Raw genomic sequence first — 23,933 nt, forward strand, 5'->3', positions numbered from 1 at the left:
GTTAGAGCGACTGTCTTGATTGGCCCCGCAGGGGGCTGGCCCGGGCAGTACCTGCGGGGAGGGCGGTTAGCGGTTGACCAGTTTGGCCGGCAGCGCAATCACCAGCAGGCTGCTCAGTAGCAGACAGCCGGCAAAGAACCACAGTGCGCCGGCACCGCTGCCGGTGACGTCGATGGCAATGCCCATCAGCGAATTACTCACCAGCCCGGCAATATTGGCCAGCGAGCAGGCCAGGGCGAACCCGGTAGCGGCGGCCCGGCCCTTGAGAAAGGTCGCCGGCAAACTGAAGAACACCGGTACGGCCCCGATGATGGCGGCCGAAGCAATGGCGAACAGCAAAACCGTGGCAAACACGTTGTGGTTAAAGAAGGTGGTGGCGGCCATGGCTGCCGCACCAATCAAAAAGGGCACGATGATATGCCAGCGCCGTTCGCGACGACGGTCCGAACTGGCACCGATCATCAGCATGCCAACCAGGGCGGCGGCACTGGGCAGTGCGGTCAGCACACCGATATGAAAGTTGTCGGCCACCCCGGCGTTGCGAATGAAGGTCGGCATCCAGAACGCCATGGCGTAGGCGCTGAGCAGGATGGAAAAGTCGATGCCCCCGAGCATCCAGACCTTGAGGTTGAAAAAGCCGTCACGGAAGCTGTGCTTGCTGTTTTTGCCCTCGACGTCATCCAGGCGCAGTTCGCCTTCGAGCAAGGCTTTTTCTTCGTCGTTCAGCCATTTGGCTTTGTGATGGTTATCCGGCAGTACCCAGAACGTCAGGATGCCGAGCAGCACGCTGGGTACGGCTTCGACGATAAACAGCCATTGCCAGCCGCGCAGGCCGGCGGTGTTGTCGAAGGCGCCCATGATCCAGCCCGACAGCGGCCCGCCGATCACGCTGGAAAGCGGCATGCCGATCATGAACAGGGCAATGATGCGCCCGCGCCGATAGGTCGGAAACCAGGTGGTCAGGTAGTACAGCACGCCCGGCAGAAACCCGGCTTCGGCCGCACCCAGCAGAAAGCGTACAAAGTAGAACTGGGTCGGGGTGGTGACCAGCATGGTGCAGGCCGACAGCAGGCCCCAGGTAATCATGATCCGGGCAATCCAGACCTTGGCCCCGACCTTCTCCAGCGCCAGGTTGCTCGGCACCTCGAACAGGATATAACCGACGAAAAACAGGCCCGCGCCAAGGCCGAATGCGGTCTCGCTGAAATGCAGGTCTTGCAGCATTTGCAGCTTGGCGAAGCCGATGTTGATCCGGTCCAGATAGGACGCCAGATAACAGAAGCAAAGAAAGGGGATCAGTTTCCAGGTGATCTTGTGATAGAGCGCCTTGACGGGATCTGCCACAGGGGTCGCAAGGGTTGTTCCAGCATTTGCAGAGGGCATGTGTGTCTCCTGGCGGTGACTTATGTTTGTTTTTGTGTAGCCGCGATCAGTGCTTTGGTAGGCTCGTAAAGCGGCTTCCAAAGGCAGTGTCAGAAGACTGGGCCGGCCCTCCTCGATGCTCGGAGTGAGGCCTTGCCCAGTTGTGGCGACCGGTGCTCTGCGGCCCGGTTCTATGGCGGATTTCCCTGTCTGCCGGATGTTACTCAAACGCTTTTGGCGAATTGCTCCATGGCCTCCCGTTTGCTCACCACATCGCCATATTTACTGTCGATATCGAACAGGTTGGCTTCATGCGGCGCGCTGTGCCGGTCACCGACACACTCGCGCACAACGATGGTGCGAAAGCCGTGTTGCACGGCATCCACTGCTGTTGCGCGGATGCAGCCACTGGTGGAGCAGCCTGCGAGGACCAGGGTGTCGATACCCTGGGCGTGCAACAGCGATGCCAGGCTGGTGCCGAAAAACGAACTGGCATATTGCTTGCTGATCACCACTTCATCCGCATTCGGTGTGACCGCTTCGCAGAAGGCGGCCAGCGGGTTGCCCTCGACCATGTCTTTCATCACCGGGGCTTTTTTAAGCCAGATCCCGCCGTCGGCAAAATGCCCCGGGTGGTAGCGGATATTGGTATGCACCACCAAAACTCCGTGGTCACGGGCGCAGGCCAGCAGCCCGGCACTCTCGGCGACAGCGCTGACCACGCCCGGGGCGAACAGGGGGGCGCCCTCGCGGGTATAACCCTGCATGAAATCCACCATCAGCAAGGCCGGCTTGTTGCCAAAACCGATGCGCTGGCCCCATACGCCCTGATAGTTGGCGTCGGCACTTTGTTCCTGGCTCATGACTTTGCTCCTATTTATAAGCGCCCGAAAGCAGCGCGCCGGCGCCCGGCACTATGGGTTCCAGATCGAGGGCCTTGAGCATGGCGTAAGTGGTGGCAATGGCGGCAGTCAGTACCGGGATTCCGGTTTGCGCTTCAACCTGGGGCACCACGGGCAAGGATTGCATTTGCACGCAGGCAGATAGCACGATCACGTCCACGCCTTCAAGGTTCATGCTGCTGACAATGGCCGGTAACCTGGCTGGATCATGCAGGGCTACTTGCAGATTGTCGGGGATTTCCAGGGCGCGCCAGTCCACCACTTCAAACCCTTCCTCGCGAATGTAATCCACCACCAGCTGTGTCAGCGGCTTCATGTACGGCGCCACGATGGCGATTTTTTTGGCGCCCATCACCTTGAGGCCGTCGATCAGTGCGCCGGCGCTGGTAATGACCGGTGCAGTGGCGTCGTTATCGGCCGTGGCCCGGGTCAGGCGCGCCTCGGATTTGCGATGGTAGCCCAGGCCCATGGCCATGATCGCCACCAGGCAGGCGTAGCCCAGTACGTCGACTTTGGCGTCGGACAGTTCGATGGCGCAGCGGTCGGATTCGCCGTCCATTGCTGCCAGTTCTTCCTTGCGCACCTGTTTCATGCGCATGCGGCTGGAGTGGAAGGTGAAGCGTTCGGGGCGGATCAATTGGCGTGCGGTGAGCATCGCCGGAATCTCGGTTTCCATGGTGGTGTTGGAGCTCGGCACAATCTGGCCGATGCGGTAAGGCTTGATCACAGAGTGTCTCCTTAAAAGCGTTGCGCAGAATGCGGATCAGTGGCGGGCGAGGAAGTCGCGGCATGCGCTGAGAAAACCTTCAAGGTCATCCCAGGGGATCATGTGCCCGGCGTTCGGCACCCGGGCTATCTGGATCCGTGGCTGCAGCTCGAGGATTTGCGCTTCGTCGGCGGCCTGTATCACTGCGCCACGCCCGGCGACCATCAGCAGCGCGGGCACGGTGAGTTTTGGCAGGTCTTGATGGAAGTCCACGTCATGGAAATCGTTGAAGGCGCGAACGATGGCGGGCTCATAACAGGTGTGCAGCCATTCGGCGCGCAATTGCAGTTGCTCCAGGCTCCAGGTGGGGCAGAAGGCGCGCATGGCCTCGGCGTCCATGCCTTGTTCGGCCTGGCGGATCGAGTCCACGTACCACGCCAGTTTGCTGGGGTACTCGCGTCGACCCGGGCCGGATACCGGAGGATCGATCAGCACCAGGCTTTTCACTGCGCCCGGATTGCGTGCGGCACTGCGTACGGCAAAGCGTGCGCCCATGGAGTGGCCGGCCAGGTGATAGCCATCAAAGCCCATGGCCCGGGCGAAAGCGCTGATGTCGTCCGCGCAGGTATCGGCGCTGTAATCCAGTTCGGGGCCGGTGGAAGACAGGCCGCGCCCCCGTACATCAAGTACATAGGTGTCGTAATCGGCGCCAAGGCGTTCGGCGACAAAGCCCCAGGTAATGGCCGGGCTGGTGATGCCCGGGATCAGCAGCAACACCGGTTTTACCGAGTCGTGCTGGCCGCCGTAGCGCAGGTAATGCTGGCGAATGCCATTGGCCTGGACATGGCCGCCCTCTATGAATGTGCTCATGCCGGTACTTCCGACTCAAGGGAGTGGCTGTACAGGTCGTAGCCGTAGACCCAGGCCGGATCTTCCTGGGTGCGCAGCCAGGTGTTGGCGTTGGACACGGCCTGGACCCGCGAGGCGCGATCCTTGCGGTTGGCTTCGTACAGTTTGAACGCGGTGCGGTAGTCACCCAGGCCGGTTTCCTGCAGGCAACGGGTCAACATGGCGGCATCTTCGATGGCCATGCCGGCACCCTGGGCCATGTGCGGCTTCATGGGATGGCAGGCATCGCCCAGCAACACCAGGCGTCCGCGGCTCCACAGCGGCAGTGGATTGCGATTGAGCAGCGGCCACTTGGTCACGCTTTCACTGGACTCAATCAGCGCCTGAACGGTGGGGTTGTAGCCCTCGAAAGCCTGGTACATCTCTTCGCGGCTGCTGTCGACGAAATTGCCCTGGAAGTCCCACGCCTCATGGGGAACCCCGGTGACGTAGTAGTACTCGTCGCGCTTGGCGGTGGTGTGATAGACCATCATGTGGCGGTCGTGGCTCCACCACTTCACACAGTTCTCGAAGTCGAGGTTGTATTTGCCCAGGGTTTCGCTGCGGATCAGCGCGCGATGGGCAACCCAGCCGCTGTAGAGCGGTTTTTCTGCGCCGAGCAATTCTTCGCGGATTTTTGAATTGATGCCATCGGCACCAATCACGATGTCGGCTTCGGTGCTGGTGCCGTCGCTGAAGTGCAGGCGTACCAGCGAATCGGTTTCTTCAAGGCGGGTCAGGCATTTATTGAAGTGGGTGGTGCCCGGCGCGATGGTCGACATTTGCAGCGCATGCAAATCGCCGCGATGCACCGTGATATAGGCGGCGCCGTATTCTTTGCGGGCAAACTCGCCCAGCGGGATACGCGACAGGTAGTCGCCGCTGGCACCGTCCCGGCTGAACCAGAAATCGGGGTGCGAGCCCATGTCGCTCAACTTCTGTTCGATGCCCATGCGGCGGAAAATTTTCATGATATTCGGCCCCATGTGAATACCCGCGCCAATGCGGGAAAACGCGGGGGCCTGTTCATAAATATCGACCTGGAACCCGGCTTTTTGCAGCAGCGTGGCCGCTGCGGCGCCTCCAAGACCTGCGCCGACGATGGCGATTTTTTGTTTTACGGGCATGCAAGGCTTCCTTTTTCTAGAGCGGGAGCGGTTGCCGGGACCATGGGCCTCGGCCAGACATTTACAGTGTATACGCTATTAATTTTCAAGCTGTATAGCCCCTCAGAAAAATAAATAATTTGCCTGAGGGCTGTTTTCAGCCTTGAAAGCCACTAATTGTTGGGCTCTAACTGTTGTGTGGTTTTTTTGGCTTTTCGGAAAATAATGTTCATCAGTTATTAAATAGTGTGTACGCTTTAGTTGAGCGGCTGAAACGCTCTGCCTGATTTGGTACGACGGGCAGTTCGGCGTTTGCCCCCTGCAGCGATTCGATAGAGAGGATGAGTAAATGCCGGTGAGCGACTGCGAGTTGACGCAAATGTTTGAGCACGTGTTGCAACTGTCCCGAGTGGACGCGACCCAGAGTGTCGCAGTGCTCAAAAGCCACTATTCCGATCCGCGTACGGTGCGGGCCGCCATGGACGCCGCCCAGCGTCTTGGGGCCAAGGTCTACGCCGTGGAATTGCCCTCGTTCAATCACCCGACGGCCATGGGTAATGACATGACGGCTTACTGCGGGGACACCGCGCTCACGGGCAACATTGCGGCGCAACGGGCGCTGGAGGCGGCGGATCTGGTGGTCGATACCATGATGCTGCTGCATTCGCCGGAGCAGGAGCAGATCCTCAAGACCGGAACCCGGATTCTGTTGGCGGTTGAACCCCCGGAAGTGCTGGCGCGGATGCTGCCGACCCTGGCCGACAAGGAGCGGGTGATGGCGGCCGGAAAACTGCTGGAGCAAGCGCGCTCCATGCATGTCAGATCCAGGGCAGGGAGTGATTTCAAGGCGTTGCTGGGGCAGTACCCGGCCGTGACCGAGTATGGTTTTGCCGATGAGCCGGGGCGTTGGGACCATTGGCCCAGCGGCTTCCTGTTCTCCTGGCCGAATGAAGAAACCGCCGAAGGCGTGCTGGTAATCGATGTCGGCGATATCATCTTGCCGTTCAAGAACTATTCGCGAGAGCGCATCACCCTGGAAATCGACAAGGGTTTCATTACCTCGATTCATGGCGGGTTCGAAGCCGAGTATTTGCGCGACTACCTGAAGTATTTCAACGACCCGGAGGTGTACGGCATTTCCCATATCGGTTGGGGTTTGCAGCCGCGCGCCCAATGGACGGCGATGGGCCTGCACGACAAGAACGACGGAATGTGCATGGATGCGCGGGCATTCGAGGGTAACTTCCTGTTTTCCACCGGGCCCAATACCGAAGTCGGTGGCACGCGCAAGACCCCGTGCCATCTGGATATCCCGTTGCGACATTGCGATATCTATCTTGATGATCAGGCGGTGGTTGCCGGCGGTGTGGTACTGGCCCGCTAAACCAGGCCCGCCCGGGTCAGGGGCCGGTGTTGTGGGAGCCGGCTCCTGCATGGGCGTTGCGACACAGATTGAGCATTACCCCGATCATGGCCCCACAGGTTAAGGTCATGACCTCTCACCCTTGAATTGAAAGAGGCCGTTGTGCCGGATACGAAAGACAAAAAACCAGGCCGTCAGGCCGCTTATGATTTCTGCGAACAGCCAGGCCATTTGTTGCGCAAGGCCTATCAGCGCAACATGGCGATTTTTCAGCAAAATGTCGGCAACTCGCAGTTGACTGCGGTGCAGTTCATCACCCTGTGTGCCGTTCGGGATCACGGGCCCAGCTCCTTGAGTGAGCTGATCAAGGCCACCGCAGTCGATCAGGCAACCATTCGCGGCATAGTCGAGCGTCTTCAGGCCCGCGACCTGATCACCCTCAAGCCCGCCGTGCAGGACAAGCGCAAAGTCATCGTCAGCCTCACCCCGGCGGGTGAGCAATTAGTGCGCGAGACCGAGCCCCATGCACTGCAAGTGAGCGAGCTGACCATGAGCAAACTCAACCCGGCAGAGCGGGTCGCACTCCTGTATTTGCTGCGCAAAATGGTGGATGAAGGCAGCGAATAAGCTTTCCCCAACCTTGTGGCATCGTTCTTGCTCTGGCTTGTATGAAGTGTTTACTTCATCAAAACCGGAGTGAATCAGGGTCTGCCTGTGCAGGCCTTTGTTACGCCTGTTTCATGAAGTAAACACTTAATAAGATCCGCCTCCAACAGTGCGGACGATGTTACTTGGGGAAGCCTTGAATGAGCGATCACACCCTTGCGCCTGTCAGAACGGTAACACTGCACGTCAACGGCCAGCCTGTCGTGGTCAGTGCCATGGCCGATACCCCGCTGTTGCTGATCCTGCGCAATGACTTGCAGCTCAACGGCCCTAAATATGGCTGTGGTCTGGGGGAGTGCGGTGCCTGCACGGTGATCATTGACGGGGTGGCTGCTCGCACCTGTGTCTTCCCGTTGTCCGGTGCCGAGGGGCGCACCATTACCACCCTTGAAGGCCTCGGCAGCCGGGCGCAGCCGCACCTGGTGCAGCAGGCCTTTATCGATGAGCAGGCTGCGCAATGCGGCTACTGCATGAACGGCATGATCATGACCGCCAAGGCGCTGCTTGATCGCATTCCCCACCCCAGCGAAGCGCAAGTTCGAAACGAACTGTCAGCCAACCTCTGTCGCTGCGGCACCCATCTCGAAATCATTCGCGCGGTCATGCTTGCCGCCCGTCAAATGCCCTGAACGGATTGATGACTATGACCCTTACCACGCTCACCCGTGATCAGTTGTTGGCCAAGTCTGGCGTCTTGCTGGTGGTTGATCAGATTCAGCCGCCTTCAGGTCCCGTGGCCAAAGGCGGTGTTCCTGTACTCAAGCCCAGGGAGCTGGGGCTGTTCATTGCGGTAAACGATGACGGGCAGGTCTATGGCTTCAACGGCCATGTGGACCTGGGTACCGGCATCCGCACGTCGCTGGCGCAGATCGTGGCCGAAGAGCTGGACCTGGCCCTGGAGCAGGTATGCATGGTGCTGGGCGATACCGACAGCGCGCCAAATCAGGGGGCGACCATTGCCAGCGCCACGATCCAGATCACTGCCATCCCTTTGCGCAATGCGGCAGCCGAAGCGCGACGTTTTTTGCTGGATCTTGCAGCCCGGCGTCTGGGTGTCGAGCCGCAGTCATTAGTGATGGACAGCGGGGTGATAACCAGTGCGGACGCTCGCCAGCTGACATTTGCCGAACTGGTGGCCGGGGAGCGCCATGTGCTTGGCATTTCCGGCGATGCGCCGCTCAAACCCGTGGAAGACTACCGGCTGGTAGGCAAGGCCTCGGCCCGGGTGGACATCCCGGCCAAGGCCAGCGGCGAGCTGACCTATGTGCATGATATGCGCCTGCCCGATATGCTGCATGGCCGCGTGATTCGCCCGCCCTATGCCGGGCTCGACAGTGGCGAGTTTGTCGGCACAAGCCTGCTGCACGTGGACGAGTCGTCCATTGCGCACATTCCGGGCATCGTCAAAGTGGTGGTGATCGGTGATTTTATCGGCGTGGTTGCCAAGCGTGAAGAGCAGGCCGTGAAGGCGGCGCAAGCGCTGAAAGTCAGCTGGAAAGCCTGGACGCAAAAACTGCCGGACATGGATGATGTGGCGCAGGCCATCCGTGACAACCCCCGGGTCCGGCGTGTGGTGCTGGACAAGGGCAACGTTCAGCAGGCGTTGGACCAGGCCAGCGAACGCATGCCCCGCACCTATTTGTGGCCTTACCAGATCCACGGCTCCATCGGCCCGTCCTGTGGCCTGGCGGATTATCAGGAACACCAGATACGGGTGTGGTCGGGCACGCAAAACCCGCACCTGTTGCGGGCGGATCTGGCATGGCTGCTGGAGTACCCGGAAGAGCGGATTGAGATCATTCGCATGGAGGCAGCGGGTTGTTACGGGCGTAACTGCGCCGATGACGTGTGTGCCGATGCCCTGTTGTTGTCCCGGGCGGTGGGCTTGCCGGTGCGGGTGCAGCTGACCCGGGAGCAGGAACATGTGTGGGAGCCCAAGGGCTCGGCGCAATTGATGGAAGTGGATGGCGGCATCAATGCCGATGGCGGGGTCGCCGGTTATGACTTTCAGACCAGCTACCCCTCCAATGGTGCGCCCACTCTGGCCTTGCTGCTGACGGGCCGCGTCGAGCCGGTGGCGGCAATGTTCGAGATGGGCGACCGCACCTCCATCCCGCCGTACGATTTCGAGCACCTGCGGGTGACCATCAACGACATGGCGCCCATCGTGCGGGCGTCGTGGATGCGCGGGGTTTCCGCACTGCCCAACACGTTTGCCCACGAGTCCTATATCGATGAACTGGCGTTTGCCGCCAAGGTCGATCCGGTCGAATACCGCCTGCGCTATCTGCACGATGAGCGCGCTGCCGAACTGGTCAGGGCCACGGCCGCGAGAGCCGGGTGGGTGGCCCGCACCGAGCCCATGCAAACCCCTGAACAGGACAATATTTTGCGTGGCCGCGGTTTCGCCTATGCGCGGTATATCCACAGCAAGTTCCCCGGGTTCGGAGCGGCGTGGGCGGCATGGGTCGCCGATGTGGCGGTCGACAGGCTCAGCGGTGAAGTCTCGGTGACGCGGGTCGTCATCGGGCATGACGCCGGGATGATGGTCAACCCGGCGGGTGTCCGGCATCAGATCCACGGCAATGTGATCCAGGCCACCAGCCGTGTGCTCAAAGAGCGGGTCACGTTCGAAGAGTCGACCGTCAGCAGCAAGGAGTGGGGCGCCTATCCGATTTTGACCTTCAAGCAGGTGCCGAAAATCGACGTGCTGATGATGCCCCGTCAGCACGAACCGCCCATGGGCGCCGGGGAATCAGCGGGGGTGCCGAGTGCGGCGGCGATCGCCAATGCCATTTATGACGCCACCGGGATCCGCTTTCGCGAGCTGCCGATTACCCCCGAACGGGTATTGGCTGCACTCAAGCTTTCCCAGGACGAAGCCGCTGCCGGCGCCGATCCGCAGCCAGTCAAAGGCAAGCGCTCCAAGTGGTGGTTTGCCCCCCTGATTGCCGGTATCGGCGCCCTGGCCGGCATGGCCGCCACTGCATTGCCCTGGCGTGCAGAAATCGCTCCCATTACACCGCCCGTGGCGGGCACCTGGTCGGCGGCCACGTTGGAGCGGGGACGCCTGCTGGCGGCGGTGGGGGATTGTGCGGTGTGCCATACCGCACCGGGTGGCGTGACCAACGCCGGGGGGCTGGCGATGCAAACGCCGTTCGGCACCCTGCACAGCACCAATATCACCCCCGACCCCGAGACGGGCATCGGCAAGTGGTCTTACACAGCGTTCGAGCGGGCCATGCGCGAAGGCATCAGCCGGGACGGCAAGCATCTGTATCCGGCCTTTCCCTATACCTCTTTTCGCAATATCGATGATGCCGACATGCAGGCTCTGTATGCCTATCTGATGTCGCAGGCGCCGGTCAGCCAGCCGGCCACAAGCAATGCCATGCAGTTCCCTTTCAACCTGCGCCCGCTGATGGCGGGCTGGAACGCGATCTTTCTGCGTTCAGGGGAGGTCAAGGCGCAGCCGCAACGCAGTGCACAATGGAACCGCGGTTCTTATCTGGTCAACGGGCTGGGCCACTGCGCGGCCTGTCATTCGCCGCGCAACCTGATGGGCGCGCAGAAGGGCGGCAGCGCCTTTCTGGCAGGCGGCATGGTCGATGGCTGGGAAGCCCCGGCGCTCAATGGCCTGTCCAAAGCCCCGACTCCCTGGACCGAAGATCAGCTGTTCAGCTACCTGAGCACCGGCTACACCGACGCCCATGGCGTGGCGGCCGGGCCCATGGGGCCAGTGGTCACCGAGCTGGCGAAGCTGCCCGACAGCGACCGGCGCGCCATGGCGGTGTACCTGGCCTCACTCAGTGGCGATGCCCTGGCGCAACCCGAACCCGGCCCGGCGGCCCCCCAGGTCAGTACGCTGGCCTTGAGTAACGGTCAGCGGGTGTTCGAGGGTGCGTGCCAGGGCTGCCACGCCGATGGCCTGGGCCCGAAACTGTTTGGCGTCAGCCCGTCATTGGCGAGCAACAGCAACCTGCACAGCGCCTTGCCCGACAACCTGTTGAAAGTGATCCTGCAAGGCATTCCCGTCCCGGCGACGGCGGACCTCGGCTATATGCCCGGCTTCAAGGACAGTCTGTCGAACCGCCAGATCAGCGAGTTGACGGCCTATCTGCGCCAGCGTTTCGCCCCGTCCGAGCCTGCATGGCAGTCACTGGAACAGAAGGTGGCGCAGATACGGGCCAATCCCGGGTCTCATTGACCGTTCGCGGCGCCGGGCAGGGTCATGACCCCGCGTATGACCAGATCGCTGATAAAGGCCAGCCAGTCCTGTTGCTGGCCTTTATCGGCGAGGTCCTGACCCAGGAACGAGGTGAGGGTGTGTTGGTTGGAGTTATAGAAGTAGCACAGCGAAGCGATCATCAAATAGACATGGTTGATCTCCACATCGAGGCGAAAAATGCCCATGCGCTGACCGGCTTCGATGATTGGCCTGATCACGCCCACGGTGGTGGCCGACAGGCGCCCGAGCTCGCGCGACTGGCGGGCGTGCTTGCCTTTATGCAGGTTTTCAATGGTGAGGATGGCGACGAATTCCGGGTGTTTCACGTAGTAGTTCCAGAAAAACGCCACTTGTTCGCGCAATGCTGCCACGGGGCTGGACAGGTCCGGGCGGCAGGTACTTTCGGCCAGGTTGAAGGCTTCGTAGGTGTGTTCCAGAACCTGGACGAACAGATTTTCCTTGCTGGAAAAGTAGTAATAAATCATCCGGTCGTTGGACTCGGCTTCTTTGGATATCTGTTCGATGCGCCCGCCGGCATAGCCGTCGCGGGCGAATACGGTCACGGCGGCCTTGAGAATGCGCGCCTTTGTCTGGTCGGCCTGATGAGCCCGGACACCGGTTTTTTTGTTCACGCTGTTGTCCTCCACGATGACGTGTTGCGCGGCGGCTGAAGAAAAAACTGACGAAAAACTGCAGTCGATGGTACGGCAATTAACTGGATAAGGTTGGGAGCGGCGCTCATGTCTGACTTGTATGGTTTGCTCGATGCTCTGGACCAGGCCGACAGTAACAATGTCGCCGTGGTACTGGCCACCGTGGTCAAGGTTGAAGGCTCGGCTTATCGGCGCCCGGGCGCCAGGATGCTGATACCGCGGGACGGGCAGGCGGTGGGTACGGTCAGTGGCGGCTGCCTGGAGCAGGAGCTGGTGCGCAAGGCCTGGTGGCTGACCGAGTCCGGGCTGCCGGTGATTCGTCGCTACAGCACCGCGGCCCACGACGAGGATGACAGCGATGAAGAGGGGGCCGCGCTGACCTTTGGTCTTGGCTGCAACGGCACGGTGCATGTGCTGCTGGAGCGGCTTGAAGCAGGCGCCCCGTCGCTGCTGACCGATGTCCTGCAAGGCGTGCGAGCCACCGGTGAGCCGGCCGCGCTGGCAACCGTGCTGGCGGCAGGGGCCGGCAGCGGGGCGAGAATGGGGGCGCGGCTGGGGCTGACGGCGTTGTCGCGAAGCAGCCAGGGGTTTTGCTGTGACGTGCTTGAAAGCCGGGTCCAGGCCGATTTACTCGCCACCCTCGAGCGCAAGAAATCGTCGCGGATGATTTATGCAAGCGGGGCGCAGGCCGTTGAAGTGCTGCTGGAATACATCCCTGCGCAGCGGCGGCTGGTGGTGTTCGGCGCAGGTAACGACGCCCAGCCTCTGGTGCGGTTTGCCGTGCAACTGAACTGGCAGGTGCATGTGGTGGACGGGCGGGCGAATTTTGCCCGGGCCGAACGCTTTGCGGGGGCCAGGGAGGTGCTGGTGGCGTCGATTGACCAGCCGTTCGCGTTGCGCACCCTGGTTGATGGGGCGGCGGTGGTGATCATGACCCACAGTTACCGTCAGGACCGTTTTTGGCTCCAGAGTGTTCTGGCCTGCGCCCCGGCCTATATCGGGCAACTGGGGCCCAAAGAGCGCACCGAGCGCCTGCTTGACGAAATGGGCGGCGGTGCAACTGCAGCCCGTGCTGAGCTGCACTATCCCATGGGGCTGGATCTGGGCGGCGATACCCCGCAAAGCGTCGCCCTGGCCATCGTCAGTGAAATCACGGCCTGCCTTAATCAGCGCGAAGGCGGGATGTTGAGGCTGCGCAAGGCCAGGATCCATGACCCGGCAGATGCACAACACGCAGCGCTGTCGGTGCGCTCGCCGGAGGCAAGAGATGCCCGTCGCCAGTGAGCCGGCCGGGGTCGTGGCGGTGGTACTGGCAGCGGGGCTGAGTCGACGCATGGGGGCCAGCAACAAGTTACTGCTGCCGGTTGCCGGCCAGGCGATGGTCAGGCATGTGGTGCAGGCCGCGCTGGCATCGCGCTGTGGGAAAGTGCTGGTGGTCATCGGGCATGAAGCCGGGAATGTTCGTCAGGCCTTGTCCGGTCTGCCGGTCGAGTTTGTGCTTAATAAGGATTACCGGGAAGGCATCGGCTCTTCGGTGCGCGCCGGTGCCAGTGCGGTCAGTGACCGGCAGGCGGTGATTTTTTGTCTGGCAGACATGCCCGGCGTCACGGCCGGGGTCATTGATCAACTGGTCGATGCCCTGCACGGGAATCCCGGGGTCATGGGGTGTCAGGCCAGTTACCAGGGCAAGCGCGGCAACCCGGTCCTGTGGGCCAGCGAGTGTCTGCCGCAGCTAAGAGAGTGTGGCGGTGATGAAGGTGCCCGCCCGCTTTTACGCCAGTATCGCGAGCAAGTCATTGCGCTAGAGACGTGCAGTGAATGGGTGATGGTTGATCTTGATACACCCGAAGACTACAGGCGTGTCTATAATCGCCCCACATCCCGTTCCCGCCCACAGACTGTCGAGACTTTCATGACTATCTCTCTGTACGCTGCTTCCATTCCCGTGTTCAAACAAATGCTCAACGCCCTCAGCGGTGTGCTGACCAAGGCTGAGGCGCACGCCACGGCCAAGAACATCGATCCAAGTGTTTTCCTGCAAGCGCGTCTGGCGCCGGACATGTTCCCGCTGGTGCGTCAGGTGCAAATCGCGGTTGATTTCGCCAAGGGTGTTTCGGCCCGTCTGGCTGAAATCGAACTGCCGAAGTACGACGACAGCGAAGTGACCTTTGCTGACCTGCAAGCGCTGATCAGCAAGGTTCTGGCGTTTGTCGACGGGATCAAGCCTGAGCAGATCGACGGCAAGGAAGGCATCGAAATCATCACCCGTCAGGGCACGCCGAAAGAAAAACGCTTCACCGGCCAGGCTTACCTGCTGACCTACGGCCTGCCGCAGTTCTTCTTCCACGTGACCACTGCTTACGCGATCCTGCGCCACAATGGCGTTGAAGTCGGCAAGCGCGACTACATGGGCGCGTTCTGATCGCAATACAGTAGTCGCTGACGAGGAGCGAGGCTGCGATCGGGCAACCCCCGAACCGCGATACCTCGTCAGCGCTTACATCGCCGGCGTCATCAGGACGCCGGTTTTTCCTCGGCCATGCAGGCCGCCGCAGTAAAGAGTACGTCGGTGGACGAGTTCAGCGCGGTTTCGGCGGAGTCCTGCAGGATGCCGATAATGAAGCCCACGGCCACCACTTGCATGGCAATCTCGCTCGGGATGCCGAACAGGCTGCATGCCAGAGGGATCAGCAACAGCGAACCTCCCGCCACACCCGATGCGCCACAGGCACAAATGGCTGCCACCAGGCTCAGCAAAATCGCGGTCGGAATGTCGACTGCAATGCCCAGGGTGTGAACTGCGGCCAGGCTCAAGACCGTGATGGTGATCGCGGCACCTGCCATGTTGATGGTCGCGCCCAGGGGGATCGATACCGAGTAGGTGTCTTCATGCAGACCCAGACGCTCGCTCAGTGCCATGTTCACGGGAATGTTGGCCGCCGAACTGCGGGTGAAGAACGCGGTAATCCCGCTTTCGCGCAAGCACAGGAACACCAGCGGGTACGGGTTGCGGCGCAGTTTCCAGAACACGATCAACGGGTTCATCACCAGAGCCACGAACAGCATGCAGCCAATCAGCACGGCCAGCAGGTGCAGGTAACCCAGCAGGGCGCCGAAACCTGAACTGGCGAGCGTCGAGGCCACCAGGCCGAAAATCCCCAGTGGTGCAAAGCGGATGACCACGCGCACGATCAGGGTGACGCCATTGGACAGGTCGCTGAGTACGGTGCGGGTGGTGTCACCGGCATGGCGAATGGCAACGCCCATGCCGATGGCCCAGGCCAGAATGCCGATGAAATTGGCGTTCATCAGCGCGCTGACCGGGTTGTCGACCACGCTCAGCAACAGGCTTTGCATGACTTCGCTGATCCCGCCCGGGGCGGCAATGGCGACATTTTCCGTCGCCAGTACCAGGTTCGAGGGGAACAGCATGCTGGCGATGACGGCCACGACGGCGGCGGCAAAGGTACCGAACAGGTAAAGCACCAGGATCGGGCGAATATGGGTTTCTTGCCCGTGCTTGTGGTTGGCAATGGATGCCATGACCAGCACAAACACCAGGATCGGCGCCACGGCTTTCAAGGCGCTGACGAACACCTTGCCGATAAAGGCCACCGAAAGTGCAGCAGCAGGCGCAAGCCAGGCCAGCAAAATACCGGCAATCAGGCCAATCATGATCTGGGTGACCAGGCTGGTGCGTGTGAGCTTTTGCAGCAGGGTAGGTGGAGCGTCAGTCATAAGGGTATCTCTAGTTGTTTTGGGCCGTGCACTGAACAACGTTGGAGCGATCTGCAACAAACGGGCAGGCAGATCGATGTCGGTCGGCGGGTTAAAACCTGTTGAGTAAAGCAGGGTCGGCAGCTGAGGTTAATCACCCGTGCCGAGTGGTCTGTCCGGCAGAATCCTGGCGGGGGCGGACTTTAGCATAGTGCCGGAGGCGCTTCGCGCTTCAGAGGCAATCTGCCACACCCGCGCCTGCTCTTCTCTGCAGGGGAGCGCCGTGTTCTTGGGTTTACTCATTCTGTTACTATTGCCCATCCTCACTTTTCTTCAAACCGGCGGGCCTGAATCGGCTTTCGCTGGCGTTGCCGTTTCTGGAGCCCTCCATGCTGTTGCCCATCCTGCTGCTGTCTGCGGCCGGTTTTACCGTGCTCACCACCGAGTTCATCATTGTCGGCCTGCTGCCCGCAATTGCCCGCGATCTTGAGGTCAGCGTGCCCCAGGCCGGTTTGCTGGTGACCCTGTTCGCCTTTACGGTCGCGGCCCTGGGGCCGTTTTTGACCGCTTTCTTTGCGCGTTTCAAGCGCAAGCCGCTGTTTATTACGATCCTGTTGATGTTCGCCTTCGCCAATACCCTCGCGGCGCTGGCCCCCAATATTTGGGTGATGGGCTTTGCACGGTTATTGCCGGCTTTGGGCTTGCCGGTGTTTTGGGCCCTGGCCAGCGAAACTGCGGTAGACATAGTAGGGCCGGAGTACGCCGGGCGGGCGATTGCCAAAATCGGTTTCGGGATTGTCTGCGCAACCGTATTCGGGATCCCGGTCGGCACCCTGATCTCCGATGCATGGGGCTGGCGCAGTGCGTTCTCCATCCTCGCGGTGGTTGCACTGGCCAAGGCCTTGCTGCTGTGGCTGTACCTGCCGGCGACCCACGTGGTGAGGGCCAACGCCAGCCTGCGCTCGCAGCTGGGCATGTTGCGCAGCCCGCTGGTGATTGGCCATATCGTGCTGTCGGTGCTGGTGTTCAGTGGCATGTTTACGGCCTACACCTATCTGGCCGACATCCTGGAGCGTCTGGCGGGCTTTGATGGCACCCTGGTTGGCTGGTGCCTGATGGGCTTTGGCGCGGTGGGCTTGATCGGCAACTCGTTGGGCGGGCGCATGGTGGATCGCCATCCGCTCATCGCATCGATGGTGTTTAGCGCCTTTATGATCGGCGCGCTGCTGGCGTTGGTGCCGAGTATTCACTCTTCGCTGGCTCTGGCAGCGGCGCTGGCGATTTGGGGGATTACCCAGTCGGCGCTGTTTTTGGTCAGCCATGTCCGGCTGATGAAGATTGCGCCCCAGGCCCCTGCGTTTGCCGCGTCGTTGAATATTGCCGGGGGCAACCTGGGTATAGGTTTGGGGGCGATGGTCGGCGGCCGGGTGATTGACAGCTACGGCCTGGGCAGCCTTGGCCTGGCTGCCGCCGGTTTTATCCTGCTGTCGATCGTGCTCGCGCTGGTGCTGATGTCTGCAAAACCACGGGCCGCGGCCTGCGCTTAATCGCTGGCCGGGGTGAACAACTCGCGTCGAGCGCCCTCGGTAATTGCAACGATGCCAGGGTGCCGGCTCTTGCGCTCGACAGTGATGGCGTAAAACGATTCGGTGACCGCCTCGGTCTGGCCGATCAGCTCCACATCGAATTGGCGCATCACTTCCTGGGCGATCACGCTGGGGGCGATAAATACCCCGATGCCGGACTGGCCAAACGCCTGCATCAAGGCACTGTCATCGAACTCACCGACGATTCGCGGCTGGATTTTCTGTTCTGCCAGCCAGCGCAGCAAGCGGCTGCGGATCACGGTTTCAGGGCCGGGGATCAGCAGTGGGGCGCCGTTCAGGCAATGGGGGAAGTTTTCCCCATAGTTGCGGGCCAGGGTGGCAGTGGCAAAAAAACTGATGCCGCATTCACCCAGCTTTTGGCTCAAGCCTTTGATATCGAGGTGGGAGGGCATCGGGCTGTCGGAAATCACCAGGTCCAGACGTTGAATGGCCAGATCTGCCAGTAGCCGGTCGAGCTTGTCTTCGCGGCAGGTAATGCGGATCGGCTTGTCCAGCTCCATGGTGGGAGCGATCAGGCGATAAACAATCGACTTGGGCACCACATCGGCCACACCCACCCGGAACAGAATCTGCTGCTCCTTGGGGGCCATGCGCAGCATGCTTTGCAGGTCGTTGCCGAGCTGAAAAATCTGCTCGGCATAAGGCAGGACCTGACGCCCGGTCTCTGTCAGTTCCAGCTGGCGGCCGACCCGGCGAAATAACGGCAAGCCGTAGGTGTCTTCCAACAGGCTTATTTGCCCGCTGATGGTTTGCGGGGTGAGGTTCAATTGCTCGCAGGCTCGAACAATGCTGCCGGTTTTGGCGACCACCCAGAAGTAATGGAGCTGGCGATAGTTAAGCATGCTGAATACTTCGTAAAAATCGAAGTATAGCCCTTAAAAATACGAATTTTCCTGAAGTATTTATCTCTCTAGAATCCCGCGTTATTCGCGAGCCATGCAGTGGGCCGCCGTTTTAGAGAGGAAAGCGAGATGAACATGAAGAAAGCAGGTGCATTGGCATTGGTAGCAGCAGGCCTGCTACTGCTGGGCGGTTGTGATCAGGCGGAAAAAGCGGCGCAACAAATGTTGAGCAAAACCGCTGAAACGGCCAAGCAGGCGATTGATGACACCCACAAGGCGGCAGAACAGGCACTCAGCGAAGCCACCGGCTCTCAGGTGGAAAAAGAACAGCCTGAGCAAGAACGCAAAGAGTCGTCCCAAGCGATTTAACTTGTCTTAAACCAGAGTCAGAACACACCTATGGAATATCTTTTACAACTGGCTGCCAGCCCCGCAGCCTGGGTCGCGCTGGCCACGTTGATCGTGATGGAAATCGTGCTGGGCATCGATAACCTGATCTTTATCTCGATTTTGACCAACAAGCTGCCTGAGGCGTATCGCACCAAGGCGCGCCGTATCGGGATTGGCATGGCGTTGATCCTGCGTCTGGGCCTGCTGGGCACTATCGCTTACATCGTGCAGCTGACGACGCCCGTGTTTGAAGTGCTGGGCCAGGCTTTCTCATGGAAAGACATGATCCTGATTGCCGGTGGTCTGTTCCTGGTGTGGAAGGCGACCAGTGAAATCCACCACAGCATGAGTCCTGAGGTCGAGGATAAAACCACCGGCGTCTCGTCCAAGGTGGCGCTGGGCTTTGCGGCTGCTATCGGGCAAATCTTGATGCTGGACCTGGTGTTCTCCATCGACAGCATCATTACTGCGGTGGGCATGACCGAGCACTTGCCGATCATGGTGATTGCCGTAGTGGTGGCGGTGCTGGTGATGTTGCTGGCTTCGGAGCCTCTGGCCAAGTTCATCAATGAGAACCCGACCGTGGTGATGCTGGCGCTGGCCTTCCTGATCATGATCGGCATGACCCTGATCGCTGAAGGCTTTGGTGCTCATGTACCCAAGGGCTATGTATATGCCGCGATGGCATTCTCCGCCACGGTGGAAACCCTCAACATTGTGGCGCGGCGGGTTCGGGAAAAACGCCAGGCTGCTCTGCTGAAGTAATCTGCAGCTGTAACTCAAAGGCCGTCCACCCTGTGCAGGGGGACGGCCTTTTTTGTGGCAGGGCTTTTGTCGCGATCACAACCAGGCGTCAACCGCCCTAGTGGGCGTTTGCAGTGCCAGTCACGGGTTTTTCAGGCGGGACTTGCAGCTTGGGCTGTACCTGCGGGTGATGATGACGGCTGATGCGCATCAGTCCCCAGAGCATTGCGGCGGCAACGGCCAGCCAGCCGGTGATTAGCAGGATAATGGTCAATGTCGGGCTCATCAGTGCCTCCTTTGCCCACAATGGGCACAAACACACACTAAGCAACTGACAGTCTAGCGCGGGTAGTGTTGCAGTCTATTGACCAAAGGTCGTGCTGGACCAACTGATTTGTTCTATCCCGGTGATCTCGCTGGAGCTTAAGGCTATACCTGCGCTTGATGGCATCCTATGATCGACGGCCATGTCGGGCCTCGGGGCCGGTGCTCATTCAAGGCGAGGGAATATGCAGGCAGTGACGGGATCAAGATCGGTGCGGCTGTGGTTGCTGGCGGTACTTGCGCTGGCGGTGGTGGGGTGTGCCAGTGTCGAGCCGCCTGAGCTTCGTCGCCTGCCGGAACGGGTCGAACTCAATGGTGTGCCTTTTTTTCGCGGCAATGCCAATCAAAGTGGTCCGCAGGTGCTGGCCAGCATGTTTGGCCAGCAGCGCATCAGAATTACCCCGGGCCTGCTGCTCAAACCATTGAAGCTGCCGGGTGCCGAAGCATCCCTGCAAGACAACATGCAGCAACTGGCGGCGGGGTACGGGTTGCTGGTGTATCCATTGGACACCTCCCTTTCGGCGCTATTGGCCCAGGTGGCTGCGGGTTATCCGGTGATGCTGCGCTTCAGCGACGGTACAGTCTGGTCTGAACCGCGCTACGCAATGCTGGTGGGTTATAACCGCACCAAGCACACCGTGCTGTTGCGTGCCGGTATGGAGCGGCGACGGCTGATGGACTTCAACAAGTTTGAGTCGGCCTGGAAAGATGCCGGAGGCTGGGCGGTGCTGATTCTGTCGCCCGAGCAACTGCCGGCCAATGTCGACAAGGCGCGCTGGTTGAAAGCGGCCAATGACCTGTCCCGCTCGGGTCAGGAGCAGGCTGGAGCCCGGGCCGTCAAAGCCCTGGAGAACTCGGGGAAATAACGGTCACAACCATCGTCTGGGAGGCGGGCTGGCCCGCGATGGCCTCACGGGGGGCCATCGGTGCCGTCTGCATCGCCGGCCAGCCAGCTCCCCGGGTTGCACAAGGTAAATTAAAAGCCGTACTTGTCACGCAGGCTGTAGTACCACGCCCCCAAAGCGGTCAGCGGTGTACGCAACAGCTGGCCGCCGGGGAAAGGGTAGTGCGGAAGATCGGCGAAGGCATCGAAGCGCTCGGCCTGACCGCGCAGGGCTTCGGCCAGTACCTTGCCGGCCAGATGGGTATATGTCACCCCGTGACCGCTGCAACCCTGCGAGTAATAGATGTTGTCACCGATCCGGCCCACCTGGGGTAGACGCGAAAGAGTCAGCAGGAAATTGCCGGTCCACGCGTAGTCGATCTTCACATCCTTGAGTTGCGGAAAGGCTTTCAGCATCTTCGGGCGAATAATCGCCTCGATATTGGCCGGGTCTCGCGCGCCATACACCACGCCGCCGCCGAAAATCAGGCGCTTGTCCCCCGACAATCTGTAGTAGTCGAGCAAGTAGTTACAGTCTTCGACGCAATAGTCTTGTGGCAGAAGGGTCTTGGCCAGCTCATCACTCAAGGGCTCGGTAGTGATCACCTGAGTGCCGCATGGCATCGATTTGGCTGCCAGCTCGGGCACCAAATTACCCAGATATGCGTTACCGGCAACGATGATGAATTTGGCGCGGACCTTGCCTTGAGGCGTATGCACCACCGGGTTGGCGCCGCGCTCAATGCGGATGGCCGGTGATTGCTGGTAAATCGTACCGCCCAGTGACTCAACGGCTGCGGCTTCGCCGAGAGCCAGGTTGAGTGGATGAATATGGCCGCCACTCATGTCCAGCAGCCCGCCCTGATACTGGTCACAGGCGACCACTTCACGAATCCGGCGCTGATCCAGCAGCTCCAGTTGCGTATTGCCATAACGCTCCCAGAGCTTCTTCTGGGCTTCCAGATGACCCATCTGCTTGGCAGTGATGGCGGCAAACACACCGCCGTCTTTCAAGTCGCACTGAATTTGATATTTGGCCACCCGCTCGCGGATGATCTTGCTGCCCTCAAACGCCATTTGCCCCAACAGCTGCGCCTGCTTGGCCCCCACCGTCCGCTCGATGACATCAATGTCACGGCTGTAACTATTAACAATCTGCCCGCCATTGCGACCAGACGCGCCGAAACCGACCTTTGCGGCTTCCAGAACCGTGACCCTGAACCCGTTCTCCAGCAAAAACAGCGCGCTCGACAGCCCGGTATAGCCAGCGCCGATGACACAGACGTCAGTCTCGATCTCCTCCTGCAGGGCGGGGCGTTCGGGAACCGGATTGGCAGAAGCTGCATAGTAAGACTGGGGGTAGGGGGTGTTCGACATTCTGCAGCCTCTGTTTAATATATTTGACGAGTAAGGGCGATGCTACCTGAGTTGAAATCCAGCGGCTAGCCACCTGCGGAAGCGGTTTTTTGCGTCTCCTATAAATAATTCGACTATTCATAGAGTTAGCTGCAAAAAAGGTGTTGACACCCCTCCGCAAATCTATAGAATGCGACCCCACAGCAGGCACGTAGCTCAGTTGGTTAGAGCACCACCTTGACATGGTGGGGGTCGTTGGTTCGAGTCCAATCGCGCCTACCAAACAAAATCCGCTCTGCTGGGCGGTCTAGAAGGGCTCACCGAAAGGTGGGCCCTTTTTTGTTGTCTGGGATTTGCAAAACCCCCGCCTCAGAACGCCAAATCAGCACCCACCTCCAGATACTCGATACCTTTCTCTGTGTGCCCATCCTGATAGTGCTTGGTCATCTTCGCGTCCGCGTGGCCCATCAGCGCCTGGATGTATTCCTGCGGGAAATTCTGCTGCTCATATAGCCATGCGCCCAAAGCGCGGATCCCGTGAAAGGTGGGTCGTTCGGTGGCCGGAATATGGTCATACGCATGCGCCGCGTCCCTGGCCTTGCTGAACTCGTTGCTCAGATAGTTGGGAGTGACCGAGGTCCAGTGATCCTTGGCAGCTATCTGCTCGCGCTTTCTCGCCTTGGGCCTGTAATGGATCAGGTAGGGCGAAGCCACGGGGGAGCGCAAACATTCGCTCACAACCTCTCGTAGGGCTTTGCCCACTTTGATCTGCAAGTGAATCGGGTTGTCATAGCCTTGGGTCTTGCCGGGCGAAACCTTGATCGTGTTGTTCTCAAGGTCCACCGAAGACTTGAGCCACGAAACGATATCGTCACGCCGCTGCAGGCTGGCCAACGCCAAGCGGATGGCGCGTTTCAGCCAGATTGGCGTGGTGTCCGCGTCCACAATCGTCATCAGGCCCGTCAGCGTGTGTCGCTGACGCTTCTTCTCGGCTTCCTTTTTGATCAGTGTCAGCTCGGCCACGTTGCGCTCAGCCAAACCCTTGGCCACCGCGAAGGCAAAAATCTGGATCAACTAACCGCGGTGCTTGGTGTAAGCGTTGTTGCTGAAGCCATCCAGGTACTCCGCGATGCTAAGCACATCGAGCTGGCCGACCAACTGATCTCCCAAGTCCTGCCTGTAGCGCTCAAGCTTGAACTGGATCTCAACCAGGGTACGGGCGGCATAGCCACGATCTTTCAACCATTCGGCCTCAAAGCGTTCGACCAGGTTGCGCATCGTGGGCAGACGATCGCCTGTCAGGATCATGAGTAGCTCACCGTCACCGGCCATCACAGGGGCCAGCTTTGCATTGGCGGCCCTGGCCAGCTTGATAGCGTCCTCAAGTGGCCGGTTGATGCTGGTCATCAGGCCGGTGATGGGGTTGCGGTACCGCCAGTATTTGCCGTTGGGGTAGAGGTTGGGGGGAAGCTTGCGGTTTTTGATTGTGCGAGGCCGAGAAGCCATTACCCAAGCTCCAGCATTTGAGCGAGCAGCGGATCGCTCGACCCCATAATCGCGGCCTGCAGGTCTACGAAATACATCCCGCCTTTTACCTCCCCCAACACCTCGCCTTCCTCAATCCATTTTTTGAGTTGTTGCAGGCTGGGCTTGTCGCCTGCGTAACGCAGCTTTCTGTATTCGCCGGCCTCCATCAAGCGAGGGAGGCGGGCAGTGATCTGGGCAATGATCTTTGCCATGTTGATTCCATTCTCTGGGGGGGAGTTTATGAAGTGAGTGGATTCTTTCGGAAAGCCCAGTCGTGGCCGCACTGACGACAGCGGCCGAGTAGGCGCCCTGTTGCTTTAAGTTTATCCGTAGAGCTGACGGTGCTGATCTTGCCGGCAAGCACCTCGTAGCTGACTAAGTTGATGAATTCTTCGTTAATCTGAAAGTACCGCCCGCCGCAACGGGTGCATCGGGCGTCGATACGTTCGCCAATATTTTTTGTAAGCATAGAGATGGCTCCATATCGCCCACAGGCGGCAGTGCCTGGTGGAGTTGGCTAAATATCTTGTCATTAGTTCGAGGGTTTCTCGGATGTAATAGTTAGAGCTCTGTAGCGTGTGTTGCGGATTATTTGGCCCTGCACTGGGAAAGAAAGTTTGGTTTGATATATTTATAAAATGGTTTTTGGTTGTTTTGGGGTGCGTGAAA

23 protein-coding genes, 1 tRNA gene and 1 pseudogene are annotated in these 23,933 nt (G+C 60.0%); 12 read left to right on the forward strand and 13 right to left on the reverse strand.

Annotation, left to right across the window (positions count from 1 at the left end):
* Window positions 1-66: 66 nt before the first annotated feature.
* From JQ845_RS08065 to JQ845_RS08085, 5 genes are all read right to left on the reverse strand, one after another.
* Complete coding sequence (locus JQ845_RS08065) at window positions 67-1,383, reverse strand: MFS transporter (RefSeq protein ID WP_010656144.1); 1,317 nt, start codon at window positions 1,381-1,383, stop codon at window positions 67-69.
* 203 nt (window positions 1,384-1,586) lie between these two features.
* The gene (locus JQ845_RS08070) at window positions 1,587-2,225 is read right to left on the reverse strand and encodes an N-carbamoylsarcosine amidohydrolase (RefSeq protein ID WP_003447325.1); all 639 of its coding nucleotides are present in this window, start codon (window positions 2,223-2,225) and stop codon (window positions 1,587-1,589) included.
* A 10-nt stretch (window positions 2,226-2,235) separates the two neighbouring features.
* Complete coding sequence (locus JQ845_RS08075; protein ID WP_127195943.1) at window positions 2,236-2,991, reverse strand: maleate cis-trans isomerase family protein; 756 nt, start codon at window positions 2,989-2,991, stop codon at window positions 2,236-2,238.
* Between the two features lie 36 nt (window positions 2,992-3,027).
* The gene (locus JQ845_RS08080) at window positions 3,028-3,840 is read right to left on the reverse strand and encodes an alpha/beta fold hydrolase (RefSeq protein ID WP_203008846.1); all 813 of its coding nucleotides are present in this window, start codon (window positions 3,838-3,840) and stop codon (window positions 3,028-3,030) included.
* A complete protein-coding gene (locus tag JQ845_RS08085) occupies window positions 3,837-4,985 on the reverse strand; it encodes an FAD-dependent monooxygenase (protein WP_010656143.1) in 1,149 nt (382 codons plus the stop codon). The genes JQ845_RS08080 and JQ845_RS08085 overlap by 4 nt, the downstream gene beginning before the upstream one ends.
* 328 nt (window positions 4,986-5,313) lie before the next feature.
* On the opposite strand from JQ845_RS08085, the gene JQ845_RS08090 reads away from it, so the two are divergent.
* The 4 genes from JQ845_RS08090 to JQ845_RS08105 all read left to right on the forward strand — a co-directional run bounded on the left by JQ845_RS08090 (window position 5,314) and on the right by JQ845_RS08105 (window position 11,200).
* Window positions 5,314-6,348 carry a 2,5-dihydroxypyridine 5,6-dioxygenase gene (locus tag JQ845_RS08090; RefSeq protein ID WP_003447329.1) on the forward strand — a complete coding sequence of 345 codons (1,035 nt, stop codon included), beginning with the start codon at window positions 5,314-5,316 and terminating at the stop codon, window positions 6,346-6,348.
* Window positions 6,349-6,489: 141 nt separating this feature from the next.
* The gene (locus tag JQ845_RS08095) at window positions 6,490-6,954 is read left to right on the forward strand and encodes a MarR family winged helix-turn-helix transcriptional regulator (RefSeq protein WP_127195944.1); all 465 of its coding nucleotides are present in this window, start codon (window positions 6,490-6,492) and stop codon (window positions 6,952-6,954) included.
* A gap of 179 nt (window positions 6,955-7,133) precedes the next feature.
* Entirely contained in the window at window positions 7,134-7,622 is a 489-nt protein-coding gene (locus JQ845_RS08100; protein WP_203008847.1) for a (2Fe-2S)-binding protein, read from the forward strand.
* 14 nt (window positions 7,623-7,636) lie between these two features.
* A complete protein-coding gene (locus JQ845_RS08105; RefSeq protein ID WP_203008908.1) occupies window positions 7,637-11,200 on the forward strand; it encodes a molybdopterin cofactor-binding domain-containing protein in 3,564 nt (1,187 codons plus the stop codon).
* Here JQ845_RS08105 and JQ845_RS08110 read toward each other — a convergent pair.
* Window positions 11,194-11,853, reverse strand: coding sequence for a TetR/AcrR family transcriptional regulator (locus JQ845_RS08110; protein WP_003447335.1), 660 nt, complete (start codon window positions 11,851-11,853; stop codon window positions 11,194-11,196). The genes JQ845_RS08105 and JQ845_RS08110 overlap by 7 nt on opposite strands.
* Window positions 11,854-11,961: 108 nt before the next feature.
* Here JQ845_RS08110 and JQ845_RS08115 point away from each other — a divergent pair, with 108 nt between their 5' ends.
* From JQ845_RS08115 to JQ845_RS23055, 3 genes and pseudogenes are all read left to right on the forward strand, one after another.
* Window positions 11,962-13,158 carry an XdhC family protein gene (locus JQ845_RS08115; protein WP_203008848.1) on the forward strand — a complete coding sequence of 399 codons (1,197 nt, stop codon included), beginning with the start codon at window positions 11,962-11,964 and terminating at the stop codon, window positions 13,156-13,158.
* A pseudogene (locus JQ845_RS23050) lies at window positions 13,142-13,651 on the forward strand (nucleotidyltransferase family protein); the annotation flags it as partial. The gene JQ845_RS08115 and the pseudogene JQ845_RS23050, both read left to right, overlap by 17 nt.
* 135 nt (window positions 13,652-13,786) lie before the next feature.
* Window positions 13,787-14,296: a DUF1993 domain-containing protein gene (locus JQ845_RS23055; RefSeq protein WP_235972512.1), complete on the forward strand. Its 510-nt coding sequence runs from the start codon at window positions 13,787-13,789 to the stop codon at window positions 14,294-14,296.
* 92 nt (window positions 14,297-14,388) lie between these two features.
* On the opposite strand, the gene sstT is transcribed toward JQ845_RS23055, so the two are convergent.
* Complete coding sequence (gene sstT, locus JQ845_RS08125; protein WP_203008850.1) at window positions 14,389-15,612, reverse strand: serine/threonine transporter SstT; 1,224 nt, start codon at window positions 15,610-15,612, stop codon at window positions 14,389-14,391.
* A 368-nt stretch (window positions 15,613-15,980) separates the two neighbouring features.
* Between sstT and JQ845_RS08130 the strand changes: the two genes are divergently transcribed.
* Complete coding sequence (locus JQ845_RS08130) at window positions 15,981-17,138, forward strand: MFS transporter (RefSeq protein WP_203008851.1); 1,158 nt, start codon at window positions 15,981-15,983, stop codon at window positions 17,136-17,138.
* On the opposite strand, the gene nhaR is transcribed toward JQ845_RS08130, so the two are convergent.
* Window positions 17,135-18,040 (reverse strand): transcriptional activator NhaR, encoded by a 906-nt coding sequence (gene nhaR, locus JQ845_RS08135; protein ID WP_003447340.1) that lies wholly within the window; start codon window positions 18,038-18,040, stop codon window positions 17,135-17,137. The two genes, JQ845_RS08130 and nhaR, sit on opposite strands and share 4 nt — an antisense overlap.
* A 129-nt stretch (window positions 18,041-18,169) precedes the next feature.
* On the opposite strand from nhaR, the gene JQ845_RS08140 reads away from it, so the two are divergent.
* Both JQ845_RS08140 and JQ845_RS08145 read left to right on the forward strand, forming a co-directional pair.
* Entirely contained in the window at window positions 18,170-18,409 is a 240-nt protein-coding gene (locus tag JQ845_RS08140) for a hypothetical protein (RefSeq protein WP_010656136.1), read from the forward strand.
* 30 nt (window positions 18,410-18,439) lie between these two features.
* The gene (locus JQ845_RS08145) at window positions 18,440-19,195 is read left to right on the forward strand and encodes a TerC family protein (protein ID WP_003447353.1); all 756 of its coding nucleotides are present in this window, start codon (window positions 18,440-18,442) and stop codon (window positions 19,193-19,195) included.
* 97 nt (window positions 19,196-19,292) lie between these two features.
* Here JQ845_RS08145 and JQ845_RS08150 read toward each other — a convergent pair whose 3' ends face one another.
* Window positions 19,293-19,460 (reverse strand): hypothetical protein, encoded by a 168-nt coding sequence (locus JQ845_RS08150; RefSeq protein WP_003447354.1) that lies wholly within the window; start codon window positions 19,458-19,460, stop codon window positions 19,293-19,295.
* A 223-nt stretch (window positions 19,461-19,683) separates the two neighbouring features.
* On the opposite strand from JQ845_RS08150, the gene JQ845_RS08155 reads away from it, so the two are divergent.
* Window positions 19,684-20,364: a peptidase C39 family protein gene (locus JQ845_RS08155; protein ID WP_203008852.1), complete on the forward strand. Its 681-nt coding sequence runs from the start codon at window positions 19,684-19,686 to the stop codon at window positions 20,362-20,364.
* A gap of 110 nt (window positions 20,365-20,474) precedes the next feature.
* Here JQ845_RS08155 and JQ845_RS08160 read toward each other — a convergent pair whose 3' ends face one another.
* A complete protein-coding gene (locus tag JQ845_RS08160) occupies window positions 20,475-21,758 on the reverse strand; it encodes an NAD(P)/FAD-dependent oxidoreductase (RefSeq protein WP_010656135.1) in 1,284 nt (427 codons plus the stop codon).
* Window positions 21,759-21,942: 184 nt separating this feature from the next.
* Here JQ845_RS08160 and JQ845_RS08165 point away from each other — a divergent pair.
* A tRNA-Val gene (locus tag JQ845_RS08165) sits at window positions 21,943-22,019 on the forward strand.
* A gap of 87 nt (window positions 22,020-22,106) precedes the next feature.
* On the opposite strand, the gene JQ845_RS23060 is transcribed toward JQ845_RS08165, so the two are convergent.
* The 3 genes from JQ845_RS23060 to JQ845_RS08175 are packed head-to-tail and all read right to left on the reverse strand — an operon-like array spanning window position 22,107 to window position 23,476.
* Window positions 22,107-22,811: a tyrosine-type recombinase/integrase gene (locus JQ845_RS23060; protein WP_236010195.1), complete on the reverse strand. Its 705-nt coding sequence runs from the start codon at window positions 22,809-22,811 to the stop codon at window positions 22,107-22,109.
* Window positions 22,812-23,243 (reverse strand): phage integrase Arm DNA-binding domain-containing protein, encoded by a 432-nt coding sequence (locus JQ845_RS23065; protein WP_236010196.1) that lies wholly within the window; start codon window positions 23,241-23,243, stop codon window positions 22,812-22,814.
* Window positions 23,243-23,476: a hypothetical protein gene (locus JQ845_RS08175; RefSeq protein WP_203008853.1), complete on the reverse strand. Its 234-nt coding sequence runs from the start codon at window positions 23,474-23,476 to the stop codon at window positions 23,243-23,245. Before JQ845_RS08175 ends, JQ845_RS23065 begins: the two co-directional genes overlap by 1 nt.
* Window positions 23,477-23,933: the final 457 nt, after the last annotated feature.

This window comes from Pseudomonas paraversuta (genome assembly GCF_904063065.1).
GTDB lineage: Bacteria > Pseudomonadota > Gammaproteobacteria > Pseudomonadales > Pseudomonadaceae > Aquipseudomonas > Aquipseudomonas paraversuta.